A 21,099-nucleotide genomic window follows, 5' to 3' on the forward strand; every position below is an offset into this window, starting at 1 on the left:
ACCGTAGCCCGCTGCCCCCCGCCCGGCGCTACGGCGCGTGTCGCGGACCCCGGCCACCGGGTGCCGAACGCCCGACCGGCGTCCCGTCACCGGGCCCCGGCACGGTCGGCGCGAGGACGGGAGCCTAGGCGGGCAGGATCTTCGCGTCGCCCGTAACGGTGGTGATCGAGATCCGGTGCTTCGAGGCCGAGTTGTCGGTGACCTTCACCGCCGCGTCGCCCGTGACCGCGTCCGTGGTCACGTCGTAGGCCCCGTCGGGGACGTAGACGGTGCCGTTGCCGCTGGCGGTCTCCATCTCGACGTCGTCGGGCTTGGCCGTGTACCTCAGCTCGATGTCACCCGAGACCGTCTCGCCGAGGAACTTCTTGCCGCCCAGTCCGCTGGCGACGATGTCGCCGGAACTGGTCGCCGCCTCGACCACCCCGGACAGGGTATGGAGTGTGATGTCGCCCGACCGGCTGTCCACCTTCACGTGCAGCCCCTTGGGCACCTCCACCCGGTAGTTGACACCGCACGAGCCCCAGTCCGACTCGCACCGGTAGGACACGACCAGCGCCTCTCCCTCCACCCGGTGCTCCGTCTTCGGCTTGTCCCCGCGCCAGTAGAGAGTCTCGACGACCCGGATCCCGGTCCTGTCCTTCTCGACGACCGTGATGTCCCCCGTCCGGCCCCGGACGTCCAGCTTGGCCACCCGGTCCTCGACGTCGTAGGAGACCTCGTCCCGCGCGGAAGCCTTCCCGACGTCCTGCAGGCCGCATCCGGTCAACAACGCACAAGCGGCCAGCAGCGCTCCGGCGGCGATCACGTTCTTCATCTTCACGACGAAGATCCTCCCGCCCGGCCGGGTGGCCGCGCATCGGGGGATCCCCTGAGACAACCCCCAGGGGACCCCCGACCGGCGGGCGGCGGGGTCGGGTCAGGGGTCGAGAGGCTCGTAGGCGACGACCTCCCGGGAGGCGAGGCGGGCCAGGCAGTCGCCGACGACGTGCTTCTGGAAGTGCTCGGAGGCGCGGTGCGCCTCGAAGGCCGCGGCGTCGACGTACTGTTCGTAGATCATGAACCGCCGGGGGTCGTCGACGGAGACGTGGGCCAGGTAGACGAGATTGCCCGGCTCCCGGCGGGACAGCGGGGTGATGATCCGGATGATGTCGGCGACGGCGTTCTCCTCTCCGTCACGGGCGGTCCAGACGGCTTGCACGACATAAGACATGGTGTGCGACTTTAGGGTTAATGTCCCTGATTGTCACATTTAGGTCATGACCCTTGACATAACGGACATGCATAAATAACGTCCTGTTAACCGACAGGCACAGACGAAGACATCCCTGTCAGTGGTCTTCGTCTGTGCTTTTTGTCGTTCCTGGACCGCTGGCAAGGGATTCAACCCCCCTGAAAGGCGGCTGGGCATGGACGACGGCCCCGCGACCACAAGAACAGCAGTCATCCGCAACGCGGGAGACGCGGCCGATCTCATCGACACTCTCAAGACCCTGAGCGGCAGGGCGAACTGGATCTGGTTCCTCGCCCTGGCAGGTCTGTTCCTGGACGCCTACTCCAACGCGGCACTGGGGGCCGGCCTGTCCCCCATGGTCAAGCAGCTGGACCTGTCACCCGCGCAGGTCGGCCTGCTCACCGCGATGGCCCCGGCGATCGCGATCGTCTCCAACCCCTTCGGCGGCTGGCTCGCCGCGCGGATCGGCCGGGTCAGACCGCTGCTGATCACAAAGGTCATCTTCGCGCTCGGCGCCCTGCTGACCGCGGCCGGCTCGGACTTCCAGACGGTCTTCGCCGGGCGGGCCCTGGTGGGCATCGCCTACGGCATGGACTTCGCCGTCGCCATGGCACTGCTCGCCGAATACACGCCCGCCTCCCTCAAGGGCAGGCTCAACTTCTGGCAGGGCGTCTGGTACACCGCGACGACCATGAACCTCCTGCTCACCCTGGTGTTCTACAAGTTCGACGTCGGCGCCGACATCTGGCGCTGGTCCGTCGGCTCCGCGGCCGTCTTCGCGCTCGCCCTGTTCGTGCTGCAGCTGACCTTCCTGGTGGAGAGCCCCACCTGGCTGGCGTCCAAGGGACGCCTCCGTGAGGCCGTGGCGAACCTCCGCCGGATGTACGGGTTCGCCGCACAGGAAGGGCCCCAGGAGGCCGGGCAGTCCGGGAAGCCGGCGCACCAGGTCGGGTTGCGGGACGCGGGCGTGCTCTTCCGCAAGCCCTACCTGCCGCGGACCATGCTGTCGACCGTCATCTCCCTCACCCAGGCCATGCAGTACTTCGCCGTGGGCTGGTATCTGCCGGTGATCAGCCTTGAGCTGTTCGGCAAGGAGTTCGAGAAGGCGACCCTGGGTTCCATGGCGTTCAACGCCGTCGGCATCATCGGCGGCTGCCTGTCGGCCTACGCCGGCCGCCGGCTGGGTCTGCGGATCAGCTCCATGCTCGGGTACGCCATGGTGTTCGTCGCCCTGCTGGTCATGGGCGCGACGTTCAAGGAACTACCGATCGCGCTGGCCGCCATGCTGCCGGTGCTGTTCATCTTCTTCCACTCCGCTGGCCCCGGCCCCAACGGCAAGTCGATCGCGGCGCTGTCGTACCGCAGTGACATCCGCACGCTGGGCACCGGCGTGACCGGCATGCTCGGCAGCCTCGGATCGGTCGCGGGCCTGTACCTGTTCCCGCAGCTCCAGGCGGGTCTCGGGGTGGGCACCAGCCTGATGCTCCTGTCGGTGGTGCCGCTGGTCGGCCTGCTCACCTGCGTGGCGATCAAGTGGGATCCCACCCGCGTGGCGGTGAACCTGGAAGAAGAGACGATCCGCCTCCAGCAGCGCAAGCCGGTGTCGGCCTGAACGGTGTCCGGCTCGGACACGATGAAAGGACCTTCTCGGATGACCGGAGAACGCCGCCGCGGCGTGCTCAGCATCGATGAGGGCACCACGGGCACCCGTGCCGCCGTCGTCCTCGACGACGGCGGCACGGCACCACCCGCCTACCTGCCCATCTCGGTCTGCTCGCCCGACCATCTGCGCGTCGAACAGGACGGGACGGAGATCTGGGTGAACACCGTCCAGGTCTGCCGTGAGGCGCTGGACTGGGCCTCGGCGCACGGGGTGGAGATCACCGGAGTGTCGATCTCCACCCAGCGCGCCACGGTGCTGTTGTGGGACACGGTGACCGGCGCGCCGCTGAGCCGGGCCGTGGTGTGGCAGGACCGCCGCTACGCCGCCCGGCTGCGGGAGTGGGAGCCGGAGTGGGACGCGCACCTCGTCCAGCACACCGGCCGGCCGGTCGGCTCCCGGGCGCCGCTGCTGTGGGCGGCGGAGGAGCTCACCCGGAACGAGGCCGCCGGCCGGGCCCACGACGAGGGCCGGCTCGCCTTCGGCTCGATCGACACCTGGCTGGTCTGGAAGCTCACCGGCGGGGCGCGCCATGTCATGTCCGCCACGAACGCCGTGGCGACGGGCGCCTACGACCTGCGGACGGGGGACTGGCACGGGCCGTGGGTGGACTTCCTCGGCTGCCCGCGCGACCTGCTGCCGCGGATCGTGGACGAGGACGGCGACTTCGGCGTCACCGACCCGTCGGTCCTCGGCGTGCGGCTGCCCATCCTGTCCGTCATGGGCGACCAGCACGCGGCGATGATCGCGCTCGGCGCCCACCGGCCCGGTCAGGCCATGTGCGTCCACGGGACCGGCACGTTCCTCGACGCCGTCGCGGGCGACCGGCCGCCCGCCCACCTCCGCCAGGTGCCGGGGGTGCTCACCCTGGTCGGCTGGCGGTCCGCGGGCGCGTCCGTGTTCAGCCTGGAGGGGTACGCCCCGACGACCGGCTCCGCGATGCGCTGGCTGTGCGAGGAGATCGGGCTGTTCGAGTCACCGGCCCAGCTGGCCGAACTCGCCCGCGAGCACACGGGGCCGAGCCGGGTGCGGTTCCTGCCCGCGCTGGCGGGGCTGCGGACCCCGGTCTGGTCGCCGGAGGCCACCGGGATCCTCACCGGGCTCAGCCTGTCCACGACCCGGGCGGAGCTGGCGCGCGGCATCCTCGACGGCTTCGCGCACTCGGTGTGCGATCTGCTGGAAGGCGTGGAGGGAGCCATGGGCCGGCCGGTCACCGACCTGTTCTGCGGCGGCGGGCTCGCCACCAGCGACGTGTTGATGTCCAGCCAGGCGGATCTGATCGGCCGGCCCGTACGGCGCGCCCGCGACAACGGGACCGCCAGCCTCCGCGGCACCGCCTACCTCGGCGGCGTGCGGACCGGGCTGTGGCCGAGCCTCTCGGCGGCCGTCGCCGGGCTCCGGACCGCCCCCGTCTTCGAACCCACCCTGTCAGACGCCGGGCGCCAGGAGGCCCGCGCCGAGTGGCGCGACCTGCTGGCCCGCCACATCACCCCCGCCGACCACGGCGCCCGGCCGCCGAGGCCCGGGGCCCGCGGCGCCGAACCCGATTCACAGGAGGAATCAACGTCGTGATCCGGCTTCCCGAACGTAAGGCGAGATCAGAGACGAAGAGCGCCATCCGGCGCACCGCGCTGGAACTCGACCGCCAGGAGCAGATCGAACGGCTCGCCTCCCAGCACGTGGACGTCCTCGTCGTCGGCGGCGGCGTCACCGGCTGCTACACCGCGCTGGACGCCGTCACCCGCGGCCTGACCGTGGCGCTCGTGGAGCGGGACGACTTCGCGTCGGGCACCTCCTCCAAGTCGTCGAAGATGGTGCACGGCGGCCTGCGGTACATCGAGCAGGGCAACCTGCCGCTGGTCCGGCGTTCGCTGCTGGAGCGGCAGCGGTTCCGCCACAACGCGCCGCACCTGGTACAGCGGCTGCCGTTCGTCTTCCCCGTCCTCGCCCAGGACGGCGTCTTCGACGCGCGCATCGCCAAGGCCTTCGAGGGCCTGCTGTGGACCTACGACCTCGCCGGGGGATGGCGCATCGGCAGGCTCCACCAGCGGCTCAGCGTGCCCGAGGTCCTCGCCCGCGCCCCACGGCTACGCGCCGACCGGCTCAAGGGCGGGCTGCTCTACTACGACAGCCGCACCGACGACGCGCGCCTGACCCTGACCATCGCGCGGACCGCCGCGCACTTCGGGGCGACCGTGCTCAACGGCGCCGCCTGCCGCGGCCTCGTCCGCGAGGGCGGCAGGGTGCGCGGCGCGACCGTCGAGGTCGACGGCCGTGACATCGAGGTGCGGGCGAGCGTCGTGATCAATGCCACCGGAGTCTGGTCGGACACGCTCGACGCCCTGTCGGACCCCGGCCACCGGCCTCGGATCCGCCCCGCCAAGGGGGTGCACATCGTGGTGCCGTGGACCCGGCTGCCCATCGACGGCACCGTGACCGTGCCCATCCCCGGCCGGGCCCGCCGCGCGACCTGCACCCGATGGGGGGACGTGGTCGTGGTCGGGACGACCGACACCGACTACGAGGGCTCCCTGGAGGAGGTGCTGTGCACCCGGGAGGAGATGCGGTATCTCCTCGACGGGGCCAACACCGCCTTCGACGCCGACCTCACCCCCGAGGACGTGGTCGGCTCGATCGCCGGGCTCCGTCCGCTGGTCGGCGGCAAGGAGGGGGCCACCCTCGACATGAGCCGCGACCACCGCATCTCGACGGACGCGCACGGGCTCGTCACCGTCACCGGCGGGAAGCTCACCACCAGCCGCCACATGGGCGAGCTCGTGGTCGACGAGGCCCTGAAGGTGCTCGGCCGCCAGGCCCGCTGCCGTACGGCGCGCCTCCCCCTGCTGGGCGGCGCCGGCTACGACACGGAGGCCACCTCGGCCACCGGGGGGCTCGGCGCCCACCTGGGGGAGCGGTACGGCACCGAGGCCCGCTTCGTCGCCGACCTCTTCAACGAGGATCCGTCCCTCGTCGAGCCGATCATCGAGGGCACCGCCCACCTGCGGGCCGAGGTGGTCTACGCGGCCCGGTGCGAGCTGGCGCGGACCGTCGACGACGTGCTGTCGCGCCGCACCCGGATGCGGGTGTTCGCCCGGGACCTGTCGGTCAAGGCGGCCCCGGAGGTCGGCCGGCTGCTCCAGCGAGAGCTCGGGCTGTCCGACGACGAGGTCGCCCGGCAGGTCGACGACTACATCTCCGGCATCGACCGGGAGAAGACCGTACTGATGGAGGGACTTTCATGATCAGCAGGCAGACCATCACCCATCCGTTCAACCGGGGCGACTACGTCGTCGGCGCGCCCACCCCGCCGCGCTGGGCCGCCGACTGCCCGCCCGGCGCGGGAGAGGCCAGTCTGCAGACCGCCGTGGTGGAGGTCCCCGACACGGTCGTCGCCGAGCTGCGCGCGGTCGCCGCCGCCGTGCACACCGACCGGGACGAGGTGATCCTGCGCACCCGTGACTGGTGGGCCGGCACGTCCATCGGGGAGACGGACGGCAACCCCGCCACCCCGGACGCGGTGATCGTCGAGGCGTCCGACGAGGAGCAGGTGGCCGCCGTGGTCCGCGTCTGCCGCGCGCACGGCATCCCCCTGACGGTCTCGGCCGGCCGCAGCAACGTCCTCGGCGCCGCCCTGCCGGTGTTCGGCGGGGTCGTGCTGGACGTCTGCCGGCTCAACCGGATCATCTCCTTCGACGCCGAGTCGATGATCGTCGAGGTGCAGGCGGGCATGTTCGGCGACCTGTTCGAGAAGGAGCTGCAGGAGGTGTACGGCGCCACCACCGGGCACTGGCCGTCCGCCTTCGCCATCTCCACGGTCGGCGGCTGGGCCGCCTGCCGCGGCGCCGGCCAGCTGTCCACCCGGTACGGGAAGATCGAGGACATGGTCGTCGGCCTGGACGTGGTCCTCCCGGACGGGAGCACCGCCAGCTACGGCACCTATCCCCGGGCCGCCGTCGGCCCGGACCTCCGCCAGCTCTTCATCGGCTCCGAGGGCACCCTGGGCGTGATCACCCGGCTGCGGTTGCGGACCCACCGGCTGCCCTCCTACGCGACGGGCCTGGCGTACGGGTTCGACACGTTCGCCGCGGGTCTGGACGCCTGCCGGGAGATCCTCCAGCGGGGCGCGACCCCCGCGGTGCTGCGCCTGTACGACGCGCACGAGAGCGGCACCCATTTCGGCGAGCCGGGCACCAACCTGCTGCTCATCGCCGACGAGGGGGACCCGGCGCTGGTGGACGCGGCCATGGCGGTGGCCGAGGAGGTCTGCGGCGAGCGGGCGTCGGTGACGCTCGACGGCGACGCGCTCCTCGCCCGCTGGCTGGACGAGCGGATGCTCGTCGGCAAGTCCGGTGACGGTTTCGCCAAGGGTCCCGGCTTCGTCGCCGACACCTGTGAGATCGCCGGGCCGTGGTCGTCGCTGCCGACGATCTACAACGAGGTGGTCGCAGCCATCGAGGCGGTCCCGGGGACGCTGCGCGCCTCCGCGCACCAGTCGCACGCCTACACCGACGGGGCCTGCCTGTACTTCTCGCTCCGCGGTGACGTGGAGCGGGCCCGCCGCCGCGAGTGGTACCGGGCCGCCTGGGACGCCGCCAACGAGGTGCTCATCCGGCACGGCGCCGCGATCAGCCACCATCACGGTGTCGGACTGCTGCGCTCGCCGTACGTGGAGCGTTCGCTGGGCAGCGGCTTCGGCACCTGGGTGGCGGTCAAGCAGGCCCTCGACCCGACGGGGATCATGAACCCCGGGAAGCTCGGGCTGCCCGACCGTTTCGGGGCCGGTACGTCCGACCAGGGCTAGCACATAAGGTGGATTGGTGAACCATCGTCCGAAACGTCCCGTTGATCGGCGCCTGCTGGCCGCGCTGGCGGAACATCCCGTCATGGCGTCGCTGGTCGGTGTGGAGATGGCGGACCGGTTCACCACCACCTCGACCCCGCTCGGCATCCTCGCCTCGGTCCCGCTCGGCGACCTGACGGAGACGGTCCGGCGGACCATCGCCGCGGGCAAGATCGTGTTCGTCAACATGGACTCGACCCCCGGTCTGGGCCACGACCCCGGCGCCCTGACCTACCTCAAGGGGATCGGGGCGATCGGGATCTGCTCCACCCGCGCGGCGATCATCGAGCGGGCGAGCAGTCTGGGCCTGCTGGCCATGCAGAAGGTGTTCGTCACCGACCGCTCCAACCTGCACCGCAGCCTCCAGTCCATCGCCCGCTCCCGCCCGGACCTGGTCCAGCTCATGCCCGCCGTCGTGTTGCGCTACATGGAGCAGCAGGCCAGAGCGCTCGGCGTGCCGTATCTGGCGGCCGGGTTCGTCCAGGACGAGGCGGACGTGGTCGAGGCACTCCACCACGGCGCCGCCGGGGTCTGCACCTCGGACGAGGAGCTGTGGGGGCTGCGCCGCTCGGCCCTGCGCGCCTCCTGAGACACCTCCCGGCCCACCGGTCCACCCGTACCGCCCCGCCCTGACGCGCGGGCGGGTCCGCGTGACCTCGGCCGCCGCATGGGCGTGATCCGCCGGCGGCCCTCCGCAGTGAGCAGTCTCCGCACGGAAGGACGACTCGATGACGCCGGTAACGCCGGATCTGTCCGGACCGCCCCCTGGTCCGCCACCGGCGGCTCCCGGGGTACCACCCGGCGGCACGGGCAGGGCGGCGCCCGGCGACACGGACGGGACCGCGTCCAGACCGGAACCGCCGGCGGGCGACCGCCCGCGCCTGACCGCGGCCGCGCCTGCCGTGTTCGTCGTGCTCTGGAGCAGCGCGTTCATCGCCGGCGTTCCGGGCGTCGCGGCCGCTCCGCCGCTGCTCCTGATGTTCGCGCGCTTCGCCCTGGCCGGGGTGCTGCTCGCCGGGTACGCCCTGATCACGCGCGCGCCCTGGCCGCGCGGCCGGGCCCTGGCGCACATCGCCGTCTCCGGCCTGCTCATCCAGGCCGTCCAGTTCGGCAGCTTCTACACCGCGCTCGGCATGGGCTTCCCGGCGGCCGTCGTCTCCCTCGTCCAGGGGCTCAACCCTGTCGTCATCGTGCTGGCCACGCGTTTCCTCGGCGAGAGGGTCACCCGGCGGCAGGGACTCGGCTTCGCCCTCGGCGCGGCCGGGGTGCTGCTCGCCGTCGCCGACCGGGTGAGCCTTTCGATCTGGGGCGTGGTGCTGTGCCTGGTCGGGCTGTCCGGCCTGAGCGCCGGCACCCTCTACCAGAAGCGTTTCGTCCCGCGCATGGACGTCCGCACCGGGACCGCCGTGCAGCTTCTCGTCAGCGCCCCGGCGGTCGGGCTGGCCTGCCTGGCCGTCGAGACCCCGCGGGTGTCGGACTGGGCGGCGTTCGGCGGGTCCGTGGCCTGGATGGTGCTGGTCAACTCCATCGCGGCGTTCATCCTGCTCAACATGATGCTGCTGCGCTCGTCCGCCAGCCGGGTGAGCACGATGTTCTTCCTGACGCCCTCGGTGACGGCGGTGCTGGCCTGGCTGCTCGTCGGCCAGTCGCTGCATCCGCTCGCCGTCGCCGGGCTCGTCCTCGGCGGCGCCGGCGTCCTGCTCGCCAATCACCGGCCGGCACAGGATGAAGGGTGAACAAGCCCGGTCCTGTCCCCGGCGGCTCCAGCCGCGCGCGTCCGCCCGAGAAACCGATGTCGAACAGAACCCCGAACCCCCTGGAGAGGTGATGTGATGAGAATCCGCGGAGCCGTCCTCGAAGAGATCGGCCGGTCGCGCCCGTACGCCGAGTCCCGGCCCCTGTCGGTCTCCGAGCTCGAACTGGACCCGCCCGGCCCCGGCGAGCTCCTCGTCAGGATCGAGGCGGCGGGCGTGTGCCACTCGGACCTGTCGGTCGTCGACGGCAACCGGGTGCGCCCGGTCCCCATGCTCCTGGGGCACGAGGCGGCCGGCCTGGTGGAGCAGGTCGGCGCGGGCGTCGACGACGTCGAGGTCGGCCGGCGGGTCGTCATGACCTTCCTGCCTCGCTGCGGCGGGTGCGAGGGCTGTGCCACCGACGGGGTGACGCCCTGCGTCCCCGGAAGCGCGGCGAACAACAAGGGAGCGCTGCTGGCCGGCGGCGTCCGCCTGCGCCGGGACGGCGCCGAGGTCCTGCACCACCTCGGGGTCTCCGCCTTCGCCACCCACGCCGTCGTCGACCGGCACTCGGTCGTCCCGGTGGGCGAGGACGTCCCTCCCGAGGTCGCCGCGATCCTCGGCTGCGCCGTGCTCACCGGCGGCGGCGCGGTCATCAACGTCGGCAGGCCCTCCGCCGGTCAGACGGTGATGGTCGTCGGCCTCGGCGGCGTCGGCATGGCCGCGCTGATCACCGCCCTCGCCTTCGACGGCGTCACGGTCATCGGCGTCGACGGCAACCCGGACAAGCTCGTCACCGCACAGGAGCTGGGCGCCCACGCGGTGTACCGCCCCGCCGAGGTCGTCGAGCTCGGGATCAGGGCGCCGATCGTCGTCGAGGCGGCCGGGAACGCCCGGGCCTTCGAGACCGCGGTCACCGCGACCGCTCCCGGCGGCCGCACCGTCACCGTGGGGCTCCCCGCGCCCGACGCCCGGGCGTCGATCTCGCCGCTCGGGCTCGTGGCGGAGGGGCGGACCATCGTCGGAAGCTATCTCGGCTCGGCGGTCCCCGCCCGCGACATCCCCGTCTTCGCCCAGATGTGGCGCGAAGGCAGGCTCCCGGTCGAGGCGCTGGTGTCGTCGAGGATCCGGCTCTCCGCCGTGAACGAGGCGATGGACCAGCTCGCCGACGGGACCGCCATCCGCCAGGTCATCGTGTTCGACGACGCCGACGGCCGGTAAACCCGCTGAGGGTCCGGTGCGGCACGTGGCGGACGGCCCGGCCCGGTCACCGCCCAGCCCATGGGCCGCCCGGCGGCGACCGCCGCCCAACCGATGGGCCGCTCGGCGGCGACCACCGCTCCTCCGGCCCGGCGGTGCGGGCCGGTCGGGCCGGTCGGGCCGGGGGACACGTGACCACAGACGGGACGCGCGCCGTTCCGTCACCCCTTCCCGCGGTTCTTCCGGAACTCCTCCTTCAGCTTGAGGAACTCGGATTCGGAGGCGGCGAACTTCGTGACGCCCTTCTCCGGATCGGTCGTCACGAAGAACAGCCAGGGACCGGCGGCCGGCTTCAGGGCGGCCTCGATGGCCTCCTCCCCCGGGTTGCCGATGGGACCGGGCGGCAGGCCGAGATACCTGTAGCTGTTGTAGCGCGAGCGGCTCTTGAGATCCTCGTTCGAGACGCTGACGTCGTACTTGTTCAGGCCGTACATGACCGTGCTGTCCATCTCCAGCTTGCGCGGGGGGTTGCCGCCGAGGCGGTTGTAGATGACCCGCGCGATCTTGGCCATGTCGCGCCTGCCGGTCGACTCGGCCTGGACGATGCTGGCGATGGTCAGGATCTCCAGTGGCGTACGGCCGGCGCGCCTGGCGCCGGCCACCAGGTCGGCGTCCCGGGCCGCGCGGTTGAAGCGGGTGACCATCGCGGCGAGGATCTCGCGGGGGCTCGACTCCGGTGAGACCTCGTAGGTCGCGGGGAAGGCGAATCCTTCCAGCGCGCCCTGGGCGTAGGCCGGCAGGCCGAGTGCCCCGCCGTCCTCGGCGGCCCGCTCGAACTCCGCCACGGGCCTGCCGGTGGCGGTCGAGAGCCGATTCAAGATGTCCGAGAGCCGCAGCCCCGCTTTCACGGTCAGGGTGATCCGCCCCCGTCCGGTCTCCGCGAGCGCCTGGCCGGTGCCCTGCCCGGTGGGCTCCCGCGACACCGTCACCCGGGAGGACAGCCCTCCGACCACGAGCGCGGATCCGACCGCCAGCACCATGACGGCCGCCGCCGCCGCCAGGGCGAGGCCGCGGCGGGGGGATCGGCCTCCGCCGGCCTTGAGGAACCGGCCCGGTGGGGGCGGCTGTTCCTCGTGGGCCAGGTCGGAGAGGGTCTCGCGCAGCAGATCCTCGATGTTCATCGCAGCTCCCTCACGGTGCTCAGCTCGGGTGCGGCCTTCTTCAGGCGCTCCAACGACCGGTAGATCTGGCTGCGGACCGAGCCCACCCTGACCCCGAGCAGCCGAGCGATCTCGGTCTCGGACAGGTCTTCGAAGTAGCGCAGCACGAGTATGGTCCGCTGCCGGGGTGTCAGCCGGGCAAGGGCCGTGCGCATCACCAGGCGGAGGTCCACGATCTCGGCGTGCCCGTCGCCGATCTGTTCGGGCAGCCATCCGGTGGACACCTCCGCGATGCGGGAACGGCGCCGCCACCAGCTCACCTGCTCGTGGTACATGACACGGCGGACGTAACCCTCGACGGCCGCCGGGTCGCGCAGGCCGCGCCACTTCGCCGACGTCTTGGCCAGCGCCGACTGCACCAGGTCCTCAGCGGCGTACCGGTCACCGGTCAGCAGGTACGCGGTACGGAACAGAGCCTCCGACCGGTCGATGACGAACTGCCGGAAGTCCGCCGCAAATCCTGGATCCACCCGTCCTCCTCAGTGTGTCACCAGCCAAGGACGCGGGCAGGTCTCCGATCTATGCCGATCCGTCCGGTCCGACCTGTCTCCAGGACCGCCCGTCCCGTCCGGGGCGGTCCGGGCGGCGCTCAGACGGTGAGCCACTCGGTGGCGACCACGGCTCCGCCGGCCCGGCAGTGCAGGCTGAACGGGCCGGGGGGCACGTGATCGCAGGCGAAACGGCCGACGGCGTCGGCGGTGAAGGCGGCCGGGCGGCCGCCCAGAAGCTCGATCTCCGCGGTCTGCGGCGGGAGCAACTGGCCCACGAGGCGGCCGGCCGTGATCTCCAGATCCAGGGTGAGCCCGGGTCCGCGGAAGGTGAGCAGCCGCGGCTGGTCCGTCCCGCGGACCGGGGCCGGCTCGGTCAGGGAGTCGAAGACCAGCTCGGCGAGCTCGGCGTCGAGCGCGTACAGCGCGTAGGCCTCGACCGCCGTCTGGAGCAGGTGCGCGGGCACCGGGTCGACGATCCCGGCGGCGTGCCGCAGGGCCTCCTCCGTCGCGGCGTCGACGGCGTCATCGGACGCGTCATCGTGGTTCATCGGACATCCCTCTCGGCCAGGCGGGCACGGAGCCGCCGCAGACAGCGCCCCCGGATCGGGCCGATGCTCCCCACGGCGATGCCCAGCGCCGCCGACACCTCCTGGTAGCTGGGCGGCGGCGAGGCCATCAGCACGCGCAGCAACCGCCTGCAGTTCTCCCCCAGCTCCTGGAACGCCTGCCAGAGCTGCCGGATCCGCTCGGCCTCGGCCGCCGCCTCCTCCGAGTCGATCACCACCTGCTCCGGCGTCCGGTCGCGGCCGGGCCGGTCGAGGATCTCCGGATCGTCGGTGAGGGCGAGGCGGCGGGCCGCTCTGATCACCTTCAGGCACTCGTGCCGGGCCGTGCTGGCCAGCCAGGACCCCACCTTGTCGGGCTCGCGGATGCGCCGCAGGTGCTGCGCCAGCCGGAACCAGGTGGTCTGGTAGACCTCGTGCCCGTCGGCCTCCGTCAGCCCGTGCGCGCGGACGACGGACCAGACCAGCGGGCTCAGGCCCGCCACGAGCGCCTTCCAGGCCACCTCGTCCCCGTCGGCGGCGGCCTGGAAGAGTCTGCCGATCGAGTCACGGTCCACGGCGCCGTCCTTGTGTCCGGGGGGGTCATCGTACGCCGCGAGATCAGCCCGCAGGGGCGTCACGGACGGGGAAGCCTCACCACCGGGGTGGGACTCCAGGTGGGCGGCCGGAGCGCCGGCACGGAGGCGCCGCGGACCTCGGCGCGTCCGGCGCCGGCCGCGAGGAGCTCTCTCGCGGCCACCCGGGGGTCGGTCTCCTTGTTCGCCGACATGTACTCGGCGATCATGGCGACCACCAGGGGGGTGGCGAAAGAGGTGCCGCTCCACTGCGCCAGGCCGTCGAACAGGACCGTCTCCACCCTGGCCGGCGTCGGGACGCGCTCCTCGCTGAGCTCGCCGACGTGCCGGGGGTGCTGGCAGGTGCAGGTGTAGGCGAAGCCGTACCGGCAGCGGTCGAAGGTCGAGTGCTGGTAGTCGTAGGGCACAGGGTCCCGCCGCCCGGCGAAGGAGCTGGTCAGCCGCTCTCCGGGCGCGTATACCGTGACCCAGGGCCCGTGGTTGCTGAAGCAGGCCCCGAACTCGCCGTCGCCGCGCAGCGCCCCCACCGACACCACCACGTCCTCGTAGTCCGGCAGCGCCGCGTAGGCGGCCGGCCAGAACGGCGTGGCGCTCGCGTTGTTGCCGGCGGCGGCCACCAGCAGCGTCCGGGGCCGCGCCCGCAGCGCCGCCATGAACGGCTCCAGCCCCATGAGGGTGCGGGGGCAGCCGTTCGGCGTCCCGGCGGAGAGGTTGATGATGTCGGGCCAGCCGCCCTCGACCGCCTCGAACAGCTTCTCCCCGAGCGCGTGTTCGGAGATGGCGCCGGCGTCGTGGAGGGTGTTCCGGACGGTGATCGTGGCGCTGGGGGCCACCGCGGCGATCAGTCCGGCGATGAAGGTGCCGTGGCCGGCGTACTGCCGCAGGACGCCTTCCGAATCGGCCGTCGCCCCCCTGAGGTCGCCGGTGACGCGCCCCTCCCACCAGTGGGTCTGATAATCGGGCACGAGCCCGGTGTCGACCACCAGGACGGACACCGCGCCGCCCCCGGAGGAGGCCCCCTGGACCACTCCGGGATTGGGCGGCAGCGTGGGCGGCACCGGCACCGGCTCGTCGCCCGGACAGCAGTTCACGGCGATCGTCACCACGTGGTTGCGGCTCGCCAGCCGGCGCCCCGCCCGGTGCTCCAGATCACGCAGGGCCCGCAGGGCGTCCGACACGTCCCGGTCGCTCCACCGGTCACCCCTGGCCGGGTCTCCCACCCGGATCCGGGAGACGCCGCCCCGGTTGGCCTCGGGTCCGACCCGGCACACCGGCTCCTCCCGGCCGGGGATCTCCCGGAACCGGTCGATGACGGCGTCGACGACGAGGCGGGCGTCCTCCCCGTCACCGGCCAGGATGTGGCCCTTCTCGTAGAGGAACTCGGGGGCGTCGTCCGGGCCGGCGGCGAGGGGGACGTCCGGCATCGCCCGCTGGATCTGGACGAACTGTTCCTGAAATCTGTCGGGCGTCATGTCACGGTCCTTCTCAGAGCGGATCTGTCGTCAGCAAGAGCCCTCCGATCCCTGGCTGATACACCCCCTCACAACTAACATCGATCCGTGACTGGGGGAAGCCCGCCGATCCTCGACCTGCTCCCCCTCGTCTTCGCCCGTCCGCAGGACGCGCTGTCGAGGGCACGGGCCGTGCTGGCGGCCGGCCCCACCGCCCACGACGCCTCCGTCGCCCACCAGGTCCTCGGGATCTGGGAGCGGGACTTCGGCGACCTGCACGCCGCGCTCGGTCATCTGCGGCGGGCCCGCGACCTGGCGGCCCGCTCCGGCTCCTGCGACCGGGAGGCCGACGTGCTCGCGACCCTCGGCTCCGCCCTCGTGCACGCGGGCAGGACGCAGCGCGGGGTGGCGGCGCTGGAGCGGGCCGTCGCCCGGGGGAGCGGCGTCACTCTCGCCCGCGTGCTGTTCAAGCGTGGCTACGTCCGGTGGGTCCTGGGACGCCACCGGGAGGCGCTGGACGATCTCAGGCGGGCCATCCCCGTGCTGCGGCAGGCCGGCGACGTGATCTGGACGGCCCGCGCGCTCACCCTCCGCGCCACGGTCCACCTGGCGATGGGCTCGGTCGAGCGCGCCGAGGCCGACTTCGGCGGCGCCGAGCGCCTGTGGGCCACCACCGACCAGGAGCACGACAAGGCCGACGCCGTCGAGAGCCGGGGCCTGGCCGCCTTCCGCTCCGGGGACATCCCGGTGGCGCTGCGCCTGCTCGACGAGGCCGCCCGGCGCTACGCGGCGCTCGGCACGCCGATGTTCATGCTGAACATCCGGCGCTGCGAGGTGCTCATGGCGGCGGGACTCACGCGCGAGGCGCTCGACGAGGCCGACGCCGCGACGGGCGTGCTGGAGGGCATCGGCGGGCAGCGCACCCGCAGGGCCGAGCTCCTGCTCGCCGCCGCGCGGGCGGCCAACGCCACGGGTGACGCGGAGACGGCGGTCGCGCGGGCGACGGCGGCCATCCGCCTGTTCTCCAGCCAGCGCCGGGATTGGTGGGAGGCGCACGCCCGGCTGGTGCTCGTCGAGGCCCGGGTCGGTGGCGGGCGGATCTCGGGACGGCTGGTGGGGGAGGCCGCCGCGGTGGCGGCCCGGCTGTCGGAGCTGGGCTCGCCGAGCGCCGTCGAGGCGTCGCTGCTCGCGGGCCGTACGGCTCTCGCCCTCGGCTGGGCGGCCGACGCCGAGCGCCATCTGGTCGCCGCCGCGCGCGGGCGCTTCAGGGGGCCGGCGGCCGCCCGCGCCGGAGGGTGGGCGGCGCAGGCGCTGCGGGCCGAGAGCGCGGGGTCCACCAGGAAGGCGCTGGACGCCTGCCGGCGCGGCCTGGATCTGCTCGACGAGCACCGGATGACGCTGGGCGCCTCCGAACTGCGGGCGCGGGCGACCGCGCAGGGGGCTGAGCTGGCCGCGCTGGCCCAGCGGGTGAGCCTGCGGTCGGGCTCCCCGCGGCGGCTGCTGGTCTGGAGCGAGCGGTGGCGGGCCACCGTGCTGGCCGCTCCCCCCACGCGCCCGCCCGCCGACCCCGCGCTGCTGCGGGACATCACCGCCTTCCGGGAGATCAGCAGCCGGGCGGAGGCCGCGCGGTCGGCGGGCGCGCCGGTCCCCGCGCTGGAACGCGAGCGGCGCCGCCTCGAACGGGAGATCCGGGCCAGGACGCTCCACATCCGCGGCGAGGGGAGCGACGACAGCCACCGCCTCGACGTGCGGCTGCTACTCGACCGGCTCGGGGACGGGCGGCTGGTCGAGATCGTCGCGGTGGACGGCGACCTGCACGTCCTGCTCTGCGGCGGCGGACGGGTGCGCAGGTTCCCGGCGGGACGGCTCGCCGACGCGATGATCGAGGCCGATCACGTGCGGGCCGGGCTCCGGCGGCTCGCCCACCCGGGGGCCGCCGGCCGGCTCGCCGTCCTCGAAGCCGGGGGCCGCCGGCTTGAGGAGATCCTGCTGGGCCCGGCCGCGCGGCACCTGGGGACGGGCCCGGTCGTGGTGGTCCCGCCGGGCAGGCTGCACGGCGTGCCGTGGGCGCTCCTGCCCGCGCTGCGGGAACGCGCGCTCAGCGTGTCCCCGTCCGCGGGCGGCTGGCTCCGCGCCCACGAGATCGAACCGCCCAGGGAGGGCCGGCTCGTGCTCGTCCGCGGCCCCGGCCTGGCGACGGGCGGCGCGGAGGTGCCCCGGCTCGCGGGCCGGTACGGCGGGGCGACCGTGCTGGAGAACGGCACGGCGTCGGTGCCCGCCGTGCTGGAGGCGATCGACGGCGGCCTCCTCGCCCATATCGCCGCGCACGGGACCTTCCGCGCCGACAACCCGATGTTCTCCTCGCTCCGCATGGACGACGGCCCGCTCACCGTGCACGACTTCGAGCGCCTGCGCCGCAGCCCCCACCAGATCATCCTGTCGAGCTGCGACTCCGGCCGGCTGGCCCCGGTCGGGGCGGACGAGCTGCTCGGCCTCGCCACGGCGCTGCTGCCGCTGGGCACCGCGGGGATCGTGGCCAGCTGCGTCCCCGTCAACGACGAGGCCGTGGTGCCGCTGATGCTGACCCTCCACGAGGGGATGCGGGCGGGGCGGACGATGGCCGAGTCCCTGCTCGACGCGCGGCGGGCGCTGCCGCACGACGCCGTCCACCAGGCGACCGGGTGGGCCTTCTCCGCGATCGGGGCGGCCTGAGGTTCCCGCTCCCCCGCCCCGGTCCTGTCCTTCGCGTCTGCCGGGTCCCCGCTCTCCGCGTCCCGTTCCGGCCCGGTCCCCGGGCCCCTGCCGGGGAGAGGCTCAGAACAGGCTCCGCAGGCCGGCCCGGTCGCCGCTGCCCAGCCGGCTGTAGGCGCCGTACAGGTGGTTGCCCACGGTGCGGACGGACAGCGTGAGCTGCTCGGCGATCTGCCGGTTGCTCAGCCCCCTGGCGGCCAGGCTCACGATCTGCCGCTGCCGGGGAGTGAGCTCCCCCAACGTGACGTCGACCAGGGCCGGGGTCCGGGCTCCCTGGCAACGGCCGGCCAGGATCGAGGCCCTGTTCCGCGACACGCGCGCGGCCCGGTGGTCGCGGTGGGCCGTGGCCGCCTGCGCGGACGCCTCGGCCGCGTGCAGCAGCAGACCGCGCTGTTCGAGCCGGTCCGCCACCCGGTCCAGGGCCGCCCCGTCACGCGAGATCAGCGCGGTGGCATGGCCGGCCAGCAGCGCGGCGAGGCCGCCGGGCAGCCGCCCCAGCCGGTCCGCGACCAGGCCGGGGGCGCCCAGCCGTACGGCGTCGTGCAGGGCGAACGCGCAGCCCCCGGTGAGGGATCGGAGCGCCCCGTCGATGTCCCCCTCCGCCGCGAGCAGCCACGTGCGGGCCGGTGCGGGTACGGCGCCGCCCGACAGCGCCCGCCGGGCCGTCCGCAGGTCGCCGAGGTAGGCGGCGGCGTGCGCGAGCTCGGCCAGGCAGGCGGGGTGATCGTCACAGCGGCGCAGCCCCTCACGGCTCCAGGAAAGGGCCTCGCGGACCTCGCCCCGCAGCCTGGCGTACCGGGCGCGGTGGGCGCAGAACTCCGGCACCGCGGGCTCGTCCCAGCCGGCGTCCTCCTCGACCAGCCACTCCCCGAGACCGCCGGAGATCTCCCGCAGGTCCCCGGCGGCGGCGCGCTCCAGCAGGTCGCCGCACTCGGCGGCCAGCGCCGCGGCGAGATCCCGACCGGCGCGGCGCAGCCGCCCGGCCCGCAGCCGTCCGGCCCGGGCACGCAGCACCGGGCCGTGCAGGGGGTGGACGAGGCGGACCGCCGACCGGTCGTCGACGGCGACGAGTCCCCTGGCCTCCAGACGTTCGAGCACGGCCTCCGGCAGGGTCGCGGCCTCCGCCGGCCCGCCGAAGGCCAGCGTCTCCATCGCCTCCCTTTCCTCCGCGCCGACGTCGGCGAGGGCGGCCGCCGCCAGCTCCTCGACCTGCGAGGTGACCGGTAGCGGGCCCCGCCAGGTCCACCGGCCGCCCGCCCCGCTCAACCGCCCGGCCCGGTGCAGGGCGACGACCACCTCGCGCAGCAGCCGCAGGTCGCCCTGGCAGGCCCGGTCCAGCCGGCGGGCGGTCAGGGCGTCCATCGGGCCGCCCAGCACCGCCTCCAGGAGCCGGGCCGACGCCTCCGGCGCGAGGGGGTCCAGGGCCAGGCTCGGCAGGAGGTCACCGGCCCAGAGGCGGGCCACGGCGTCCGGCGCGCCACGGTCCGGCCGGGCCATGACGAGCAGACGGGTCCGCCCGTGCACCACCAGATGGTGCACGAGCGCCGCGGAGGCGTCGTCGAGCAGGTGGGCGTCGTCCACGACGAGCACCCGCACCGCCCGCAGCGCCTGCGCCGCCCGGTGGAGGGAGAAGGTGTCGGGCAGCAGGTGGGCGAACGCGGCCAGGGGCATCGGCCGTGCCCCGGGCGTCCCGGCGACCATGAGGTGCTCCATGCCGCGCACGGCCTCCGCGCCCAGGCGGGTCTTGCCGCTGCCGGCCGTCCCGGTCACCACGATTCCCCGGTGACCTGCGGAAAGGCTCTGCCGTATGAGATCGAGTTCACCGCCCCGGCCGGCGAACGGCCAGGGCGCCCGGAGGTTGTCCATGACAGTGGGAGCCGGACTACTCACTCCTGATACAGGGGCGGTTGAGCAGGTCCCGGCTCAGGCGCCCGCCGGGTGGCCGGCCGCAGCCTGCTGCTATGAACACTCGCTACTGCTCGATCCCGCCCCAGCCCCCGCCGCCGCTGCCGGCGGGCCTCGAGACCGACCGGCTCGACGCGATCGCCGCCACGCGCTTCCTGTGGCTGAACGGCACGGTCCTGCACTACTACTTCTTCGACGGGGACGGCGACGGGTCCGTCATCACGGTCCCGGAGGAGGGCGTCGAGCGCTGGGTGTCCTGGGTCGGCGGCAAGGAGCAGCAGGACGTCGTCCGCGAGGGCTTCCAGGCGTGGAAGGACCTGGGCATCGGCCTGGAGTTCGTCGAGGTGGCCGACCGGACCGAGGCCGAGCTGCGGATCGGCTTCCAGCGGGGCGACGGATCGTACTCCAAGGTGGGGCGGAGCGCGCTCGCGGTCGGGACCGGCCAGCGCACCATGAACTTCGGGTGGGACCTCACACCCCCGGACCAGCGGCCCACCGCCTTGCACGAGATCGGCCACGCCCTCGGGATGGTCCACGAGCACCAGAGCCCGTTCGCGGGCATCGTCTGGGACGAGGAGGCGGTCTACGCGGATCTGGCCGGCCCGCCGAACTTCTGGCCCCGGGAGCGGACCTTCCACAACATCATCCGCAAGCACGCCCCCAACGAGGTGAACGGCTCGGCCTGGGACCCGCGGTCCATCATGGAGTACCCCTTCAACCCGGGTCTCATCCTGGAGCCGGAGCAGTACCGGGCCGGGCTCTTCCCGCCGGGAACGATCTCCGAGACCGACGCCGTGTCCGTCCGTCGCTGGTATCCGCCCCTCGGGGACGCCGAGCCGCCCCGGCTCGTCCCCTTCCGCTCGGTCCCGCTCGGCCTGGCGGCCGGGGCCCAGGCCGACTTCCTGATCGTCGCCGAGGCGACCCGCGACCACACCGTCGCCACGTTCGGCGAGAGCGACGCGGTGCTCGTGCTGTTCGAGGTGATCGGCGGGGAGCCGCGCTACCTGACCGGCGAGGACGACGGCGGGCGGCCGGACAACGCGTCCCTGACGGCCCATCTGGTCAAGGGACGCCACTACATCGTCCGTGTGCGCCTGCACTCCTCATGGGGGTCGGGCCAGACGGCGGTCATGTGCTGGTGACCACCGGCGCCGCGGACCGGCGCCGCCGACGGACAGGCACCGTGCACAGCTGTGGACGACAAGCGCCGCGCACAGCGAGCGCTGTGGACAAGAGAGGAAACCCCATGCGCAACAAGAACGTCAAGAGCATCGCGGACGCCCTGCAGCAGGCCGGCATCGTCAACTTCGGCGCGCCGATCCAGGACCTGCTCACAGTCGTCGAGGCGGCCGAGCTCGACCCGGAGAACCCGACCGAGAGCGGCGCCCTCGTCTGGGACGGCTACCTGCTGCTGTACAAGGGCGAGGCGAACGGACTGGAGGAGCTGCGGCGTCTCACGGGCCCGAAGGAGTAGACCGC

General features: G+C 73.3%; 18 protein-coding genes. 10 read left to right on the top strand and 8 right to left on the bottom strand.

Features of this window, described 5'->3' with window-relative positions; genetic code table 11:
- Positions 1–124: 124 nt before the first annotated feature.
- Both ACZ6R6_RS07430 and ACZ6R6_RS07435 read right to left on the bottom strand, forming a co-directional pair.
- Entirely contained in the window at positions 125–814 is a 690-nt protein-coding gene (locus ACZ6R6_RS07430; protein ID WP_470091351.1) for a DUF4097 family beta strand repeat-containing protein, read from the bottom strand.
- Between the two features lie 102 nt (positions 815–916).
- Positions 917–1,210, bottom strand: a complete 294-nt coding sequence (locus ACZ6R6_RS07435; protein WP_470090988.1) for a putative quinol monooxygenase — start codon at positions 1,208–1,210, stop codon at positions 917–919.
- Between the two features lie 196 nt (positions 1,211–1,406).
- On the opposite strand from ACZ6R6_RS07435, the gene ACZ6R6_RS07440 reads away from it, so the two are divergent.
- The 7 genes from ACZ6R6_RS07440 (at position 1,407) to ACZ6R6_RS07470 (ending at position 10,685) form a co-directional block, all read left to right on the top strand.
- Positions 1,407–2,843 carry an MFS transporter gene (locus tag ACZ6R6_RS07440; protein ID WP_470090989.1) on the top strand — a complete coding sequence of 479 codons (1,437 nt, stop codon included), beginning with the start codon at positions 1,407–1,409 and terminating at the stop codon, positions 2,841–2,843.
- A 39-nt stretch (positions 2,844–2,882) separates the two neighbouring features.
- Positions 2,883–4,463 (top strand): FGGY family carbohydrate kinase, encoded by a 1,581-nt coding sequence (locus tag ACZ6R6_RS07445; RefSeq protein WP_470090991.1) that lies wholly within the window; start codon positions 2,883–2,885, stop codon positions 4,461–4,463.
- Positions 4,460–6,133, top strand: coding sequence for a glycerol-3-phosphate dehydrogenase/oxidase (locus ACZ6R6_RS07450; protein WP_470090992.1), 1,674 nt, complete (start codon positions 4,460–4,462; stop codon positions 6,131–6,133). The genes ACZ6R6_RS07445 and ACZ6R6_RS07450 overlap by 4 nt, the downstream gene beginning before the upstream one ends.
- Positions 6,130–7,692 carry an FAD-binding oxidoreductase gene (locus ACZ6R6_RS07455; RefSeq protein WP_470090994.1) on the top strand — a complete coding sequence of 521 codons (1,563 nt, stop codon included), beginning with the start codon at positions 6,130–6,132 and terminating at the stop codon, positions 7,690–7,692. Before ACZ6R6_RS07450 ends, ACZ6R6_RS07455 begins: the two co-directional genes overlap by 4 nt.
- A gap of 16 nt (positions 7,693–7,708) precedes the next feature.
- Complete coding sequence (locus ACZ6R6_RS07460; protein WP_470090995.1) at positions 7,709–8,320, top strand: glycerol-3-phosphate responsive antiterminator; 612 nt, start codon at positions 7,709–7,711, stop codon at positions 8,318–8,320.
- Positions 8,321–8,642: 322 nt separating this feature from the next.
- Positions 8,643–9,467 carry a DMT family transporter gene (locus ACZ6R6_RS07465; protein WP_470090996.1) on the top strand — a complete coding sequence of 275 codons (825 nt, stop codon included), beginning with the start codon at positions 8,643–8,645 and terminating at the stop codon, positions 9,465–9,467.
- 96 nt (positions 9,468–9,563) lie between these two features.
- A complete protein-coding gene (locus ACZ6R6_RS07470; protein ID WP_470090997.1) occupies positions 9,564–10,685 on the top strand; it encodes an alcohol dehydrogenase catalytic domain-containing protein in 1,122 nt (373 codons plus the stop codon).
- Between the two features lie 200 nt (positions 10,686–10,885).
- On the opposite strand, the gene mltG is transcribed toward ACZ6R6_RS07470, so the two are convergent.
- The 5 genes from mltG to ACZ6R6_RS07495 all read right to left on the bottom strand — a co-directional run bounded on the left by mltG (position 10,886) and on the right by ACZ6R6_RS07495 (position 14,985).
- On the bottom strand, positions 10,886–11,845 hold the full coding sequence (gene mltG / locus ACZ6R6_RS07475) for an endolytic transglycosylase MltG (protein ID WP_470090999.1): 960 nt from the start codon (positions 11,843–11,845) through the stop codon (positions 10,886–10,888).
- Positions 11,842–12,354: a SigE family RNA polymerase sigma factor gene (locus ACZ6R6_RS07480; protein WP_470091000.1), complete on the bottom strand. Its 513-nt coding sequence runs from the start codon at positions 12,352–12,354 to the stop codon at positions 11,842–11,844. Before ACZ6R6_RS07480 ends, mltG begins: the two co-directional genes overlap by 4 nt.
- 119 nt (positions 12,355–12,473) lie before the next feature.
- The gene (locus tag ACZ6R6_RS07485; protein WP_470091001.1) at positions 12,474–12,923 is read right to left on the bottom strand and encodes a hypothetical protein; all 450 of its coding nucleotides are present in this window, start codon (positions 12,921–12,923) and stop codon (positions 12,474–12,476) included.
- Entirely contained in the window at positions 12,920–13,495 is a 576-nt protein-coding gene (locus ACZ6R6_RS07490; protein ID WP_470091003.1) for an RNA polymerase sigma factor, read from the bottom strand. The genes ACZ6R6_RS07485 and ACZ6R6_RS07490 overlap by 4 nt, the downstream gene beginning before the upstream one ends.
- Positions 13,496–13,554: 59 nt before the next feature.
- Positions 13,555–14,985, bottom strand: coding sequence for a S8/S53 family peptidase (locus ACZ6R6_RS07495; protein ID WP_470091004.1), 1,431 nt, complete (start codon positions 14,983–14,985; stop codon positions 13,555–13,557).
- 87 nt (positions 14,986–15,072) lie between these two features.
- On the opposite strand from ACZ6R6_RS07495, the gene ACZ6R6_RS07500 reads away from it, so the two are divergent.
- Complete coding sequence (locus ACZ6R6_RS07500) at positions 15,073–17,676, top strand: CHAT domain-containing protein (protein ID WP_470091005.1); 2,604 nt, start codon at positions 15,073–15,075, stop codon at positions 17,674–17,676.
- Between the two features lie 102 nt (positions 17,677–17,778).
- Here ACZ6R6_RS07500 and ACZ6R6_RS07505 read toward each other — a convergent pair whose 3' ends face one another.
- Positions 17,779–19,485 carry a helix-turn-helix transcriptional regulator gene (locus ACZ6R6_RS07505; protein WP_470091007.1) on the bottom strand — a complete coding sequence of 569 codons (1,707 nt, stop codon included), beginning with the start codon at positions 19,483–19,485 and terminating at the stop codon, positions 17,779–17,781.
- 191 nt (positions 19,486–19,676) lie between these two features.
- Between ACZ6R6_RS07505 and ACZ6R6_RS07510 the strand changes: the two genes are divergently transcribed.
- Complete coding sequence (locus ACZ6R6_RS07510; protein WP_470091009.1) at positions 19,677–20,762, top strand: M12 family metallopeptidase; 1,086 nt, start codon at positions 19,677–19,679, stop codon at positions 20,760–20,762.
- A 104-nt stretch (positions 20,763–20,866) separates the two neighbouring features.
- On the top strand, positions 20,867–21,094 hold the full coding sequence (locus ACZ6R6_RS07515; RefSeq protein WP_470091011.1) for a hypothetical protein: 228 nt from the start codon (positions 20,867–20,869) through the stop codon (positions 21,092–21,094).
- Positions 21,095–21,099 lie beyond the last annotated feature (5 nt).

The sequence above is a fragment of the Streptosporangium sp. NPDC048886 genome (assembly GCF_055586905.1).

What these genes read in the sequence shown, in the direction of transcription:
- ACZ6R6_RS07510 (WP_470091009.1), top strand. Translation starts at nt 19,677, where the DNA reads ATGAACACTCGCTACTGCTCGATCCCGCCCCAGCCCCCGCCGCCGCTG.
- ACZ6R6_RS07445 (WP_470090991.1), top strand. Translation starts at nt 2,883, where the DNA reads ATGACCGGAGAACGCCGCCGCGGCGTGCTCAGCATCGATGAGGGCACC.
- mltG (WP_470090999.1), bottom strand. Translation starts at nt 11,845, where the DNA reads ATGAACATCGAGGATCTGCTGCGCGAGACCCTCTCCGACCTGGCCCAC.
- ACZ6R6_RS07495 (WP_470091004.1), bottom strand. Translation starts at nt 14,985, where the DNA reads ATGACGCCCGACAGATTTCAGGAACAGTTCGTCCAGATCCAGCGGGCG.
- ACZ6R6_RS07455 (WP_470090994.1), top strand. Translation starts at nt 6,130, where the DNA reads ATGATCAGCAGGCAGACCATCACCCATCCGTTCAACCGGGGCGACTAC.
- ACZ6R6_RS07440 (WP_470090989.1), top strand. Translation starts at nt 1,407, where the DNA reads ATGGACGACGGCCCCGCGACCACAAGAACAGCAGTCATCCGCAACGCG.
- ACZ6R6_RS07470 (WP_470090997.1), top strand. Translation starts at nt 9,564, where the DNA reads ATGAGAATCCGCGGAGCCGTCCTCGAAGAGATCGGCCGGTCGCGCCCG.
- ACZ6R6_RS07485 (WP_470091001.1), bottom strand. Translation starts at nt 12,923, where the DNA reads ATGAACCACGATGACGCGTCCGATGACGCCGTCGACGCCGCGACGGAG.
- ACZ6R6_RS07430 (WP_470091351.1), bottom strand. Translation starts at nt 814, where the DNA reads ATGAAGAACGTGATCGCCGCCGGAGCGCTGCTGGCCGCTTGTGCGTTG.
- ACZ6R6_RS07435 (WP_470090988.1), bottom strand. Translation starts at nt 1,210, where the DNA reads ATGTCTTATGTCGTGCAAGCCGTCTGGACCGCCCGTGACGGAGAGGAG.
- ACZ6R6_RS07515 (WP_470091011.1), top strand. Translation starts at nt 20,867, where the DNA reads ATGCGCAACAAGAACGTCAAGAGCATCGCGGACGCCCTGCAGCAGGCC.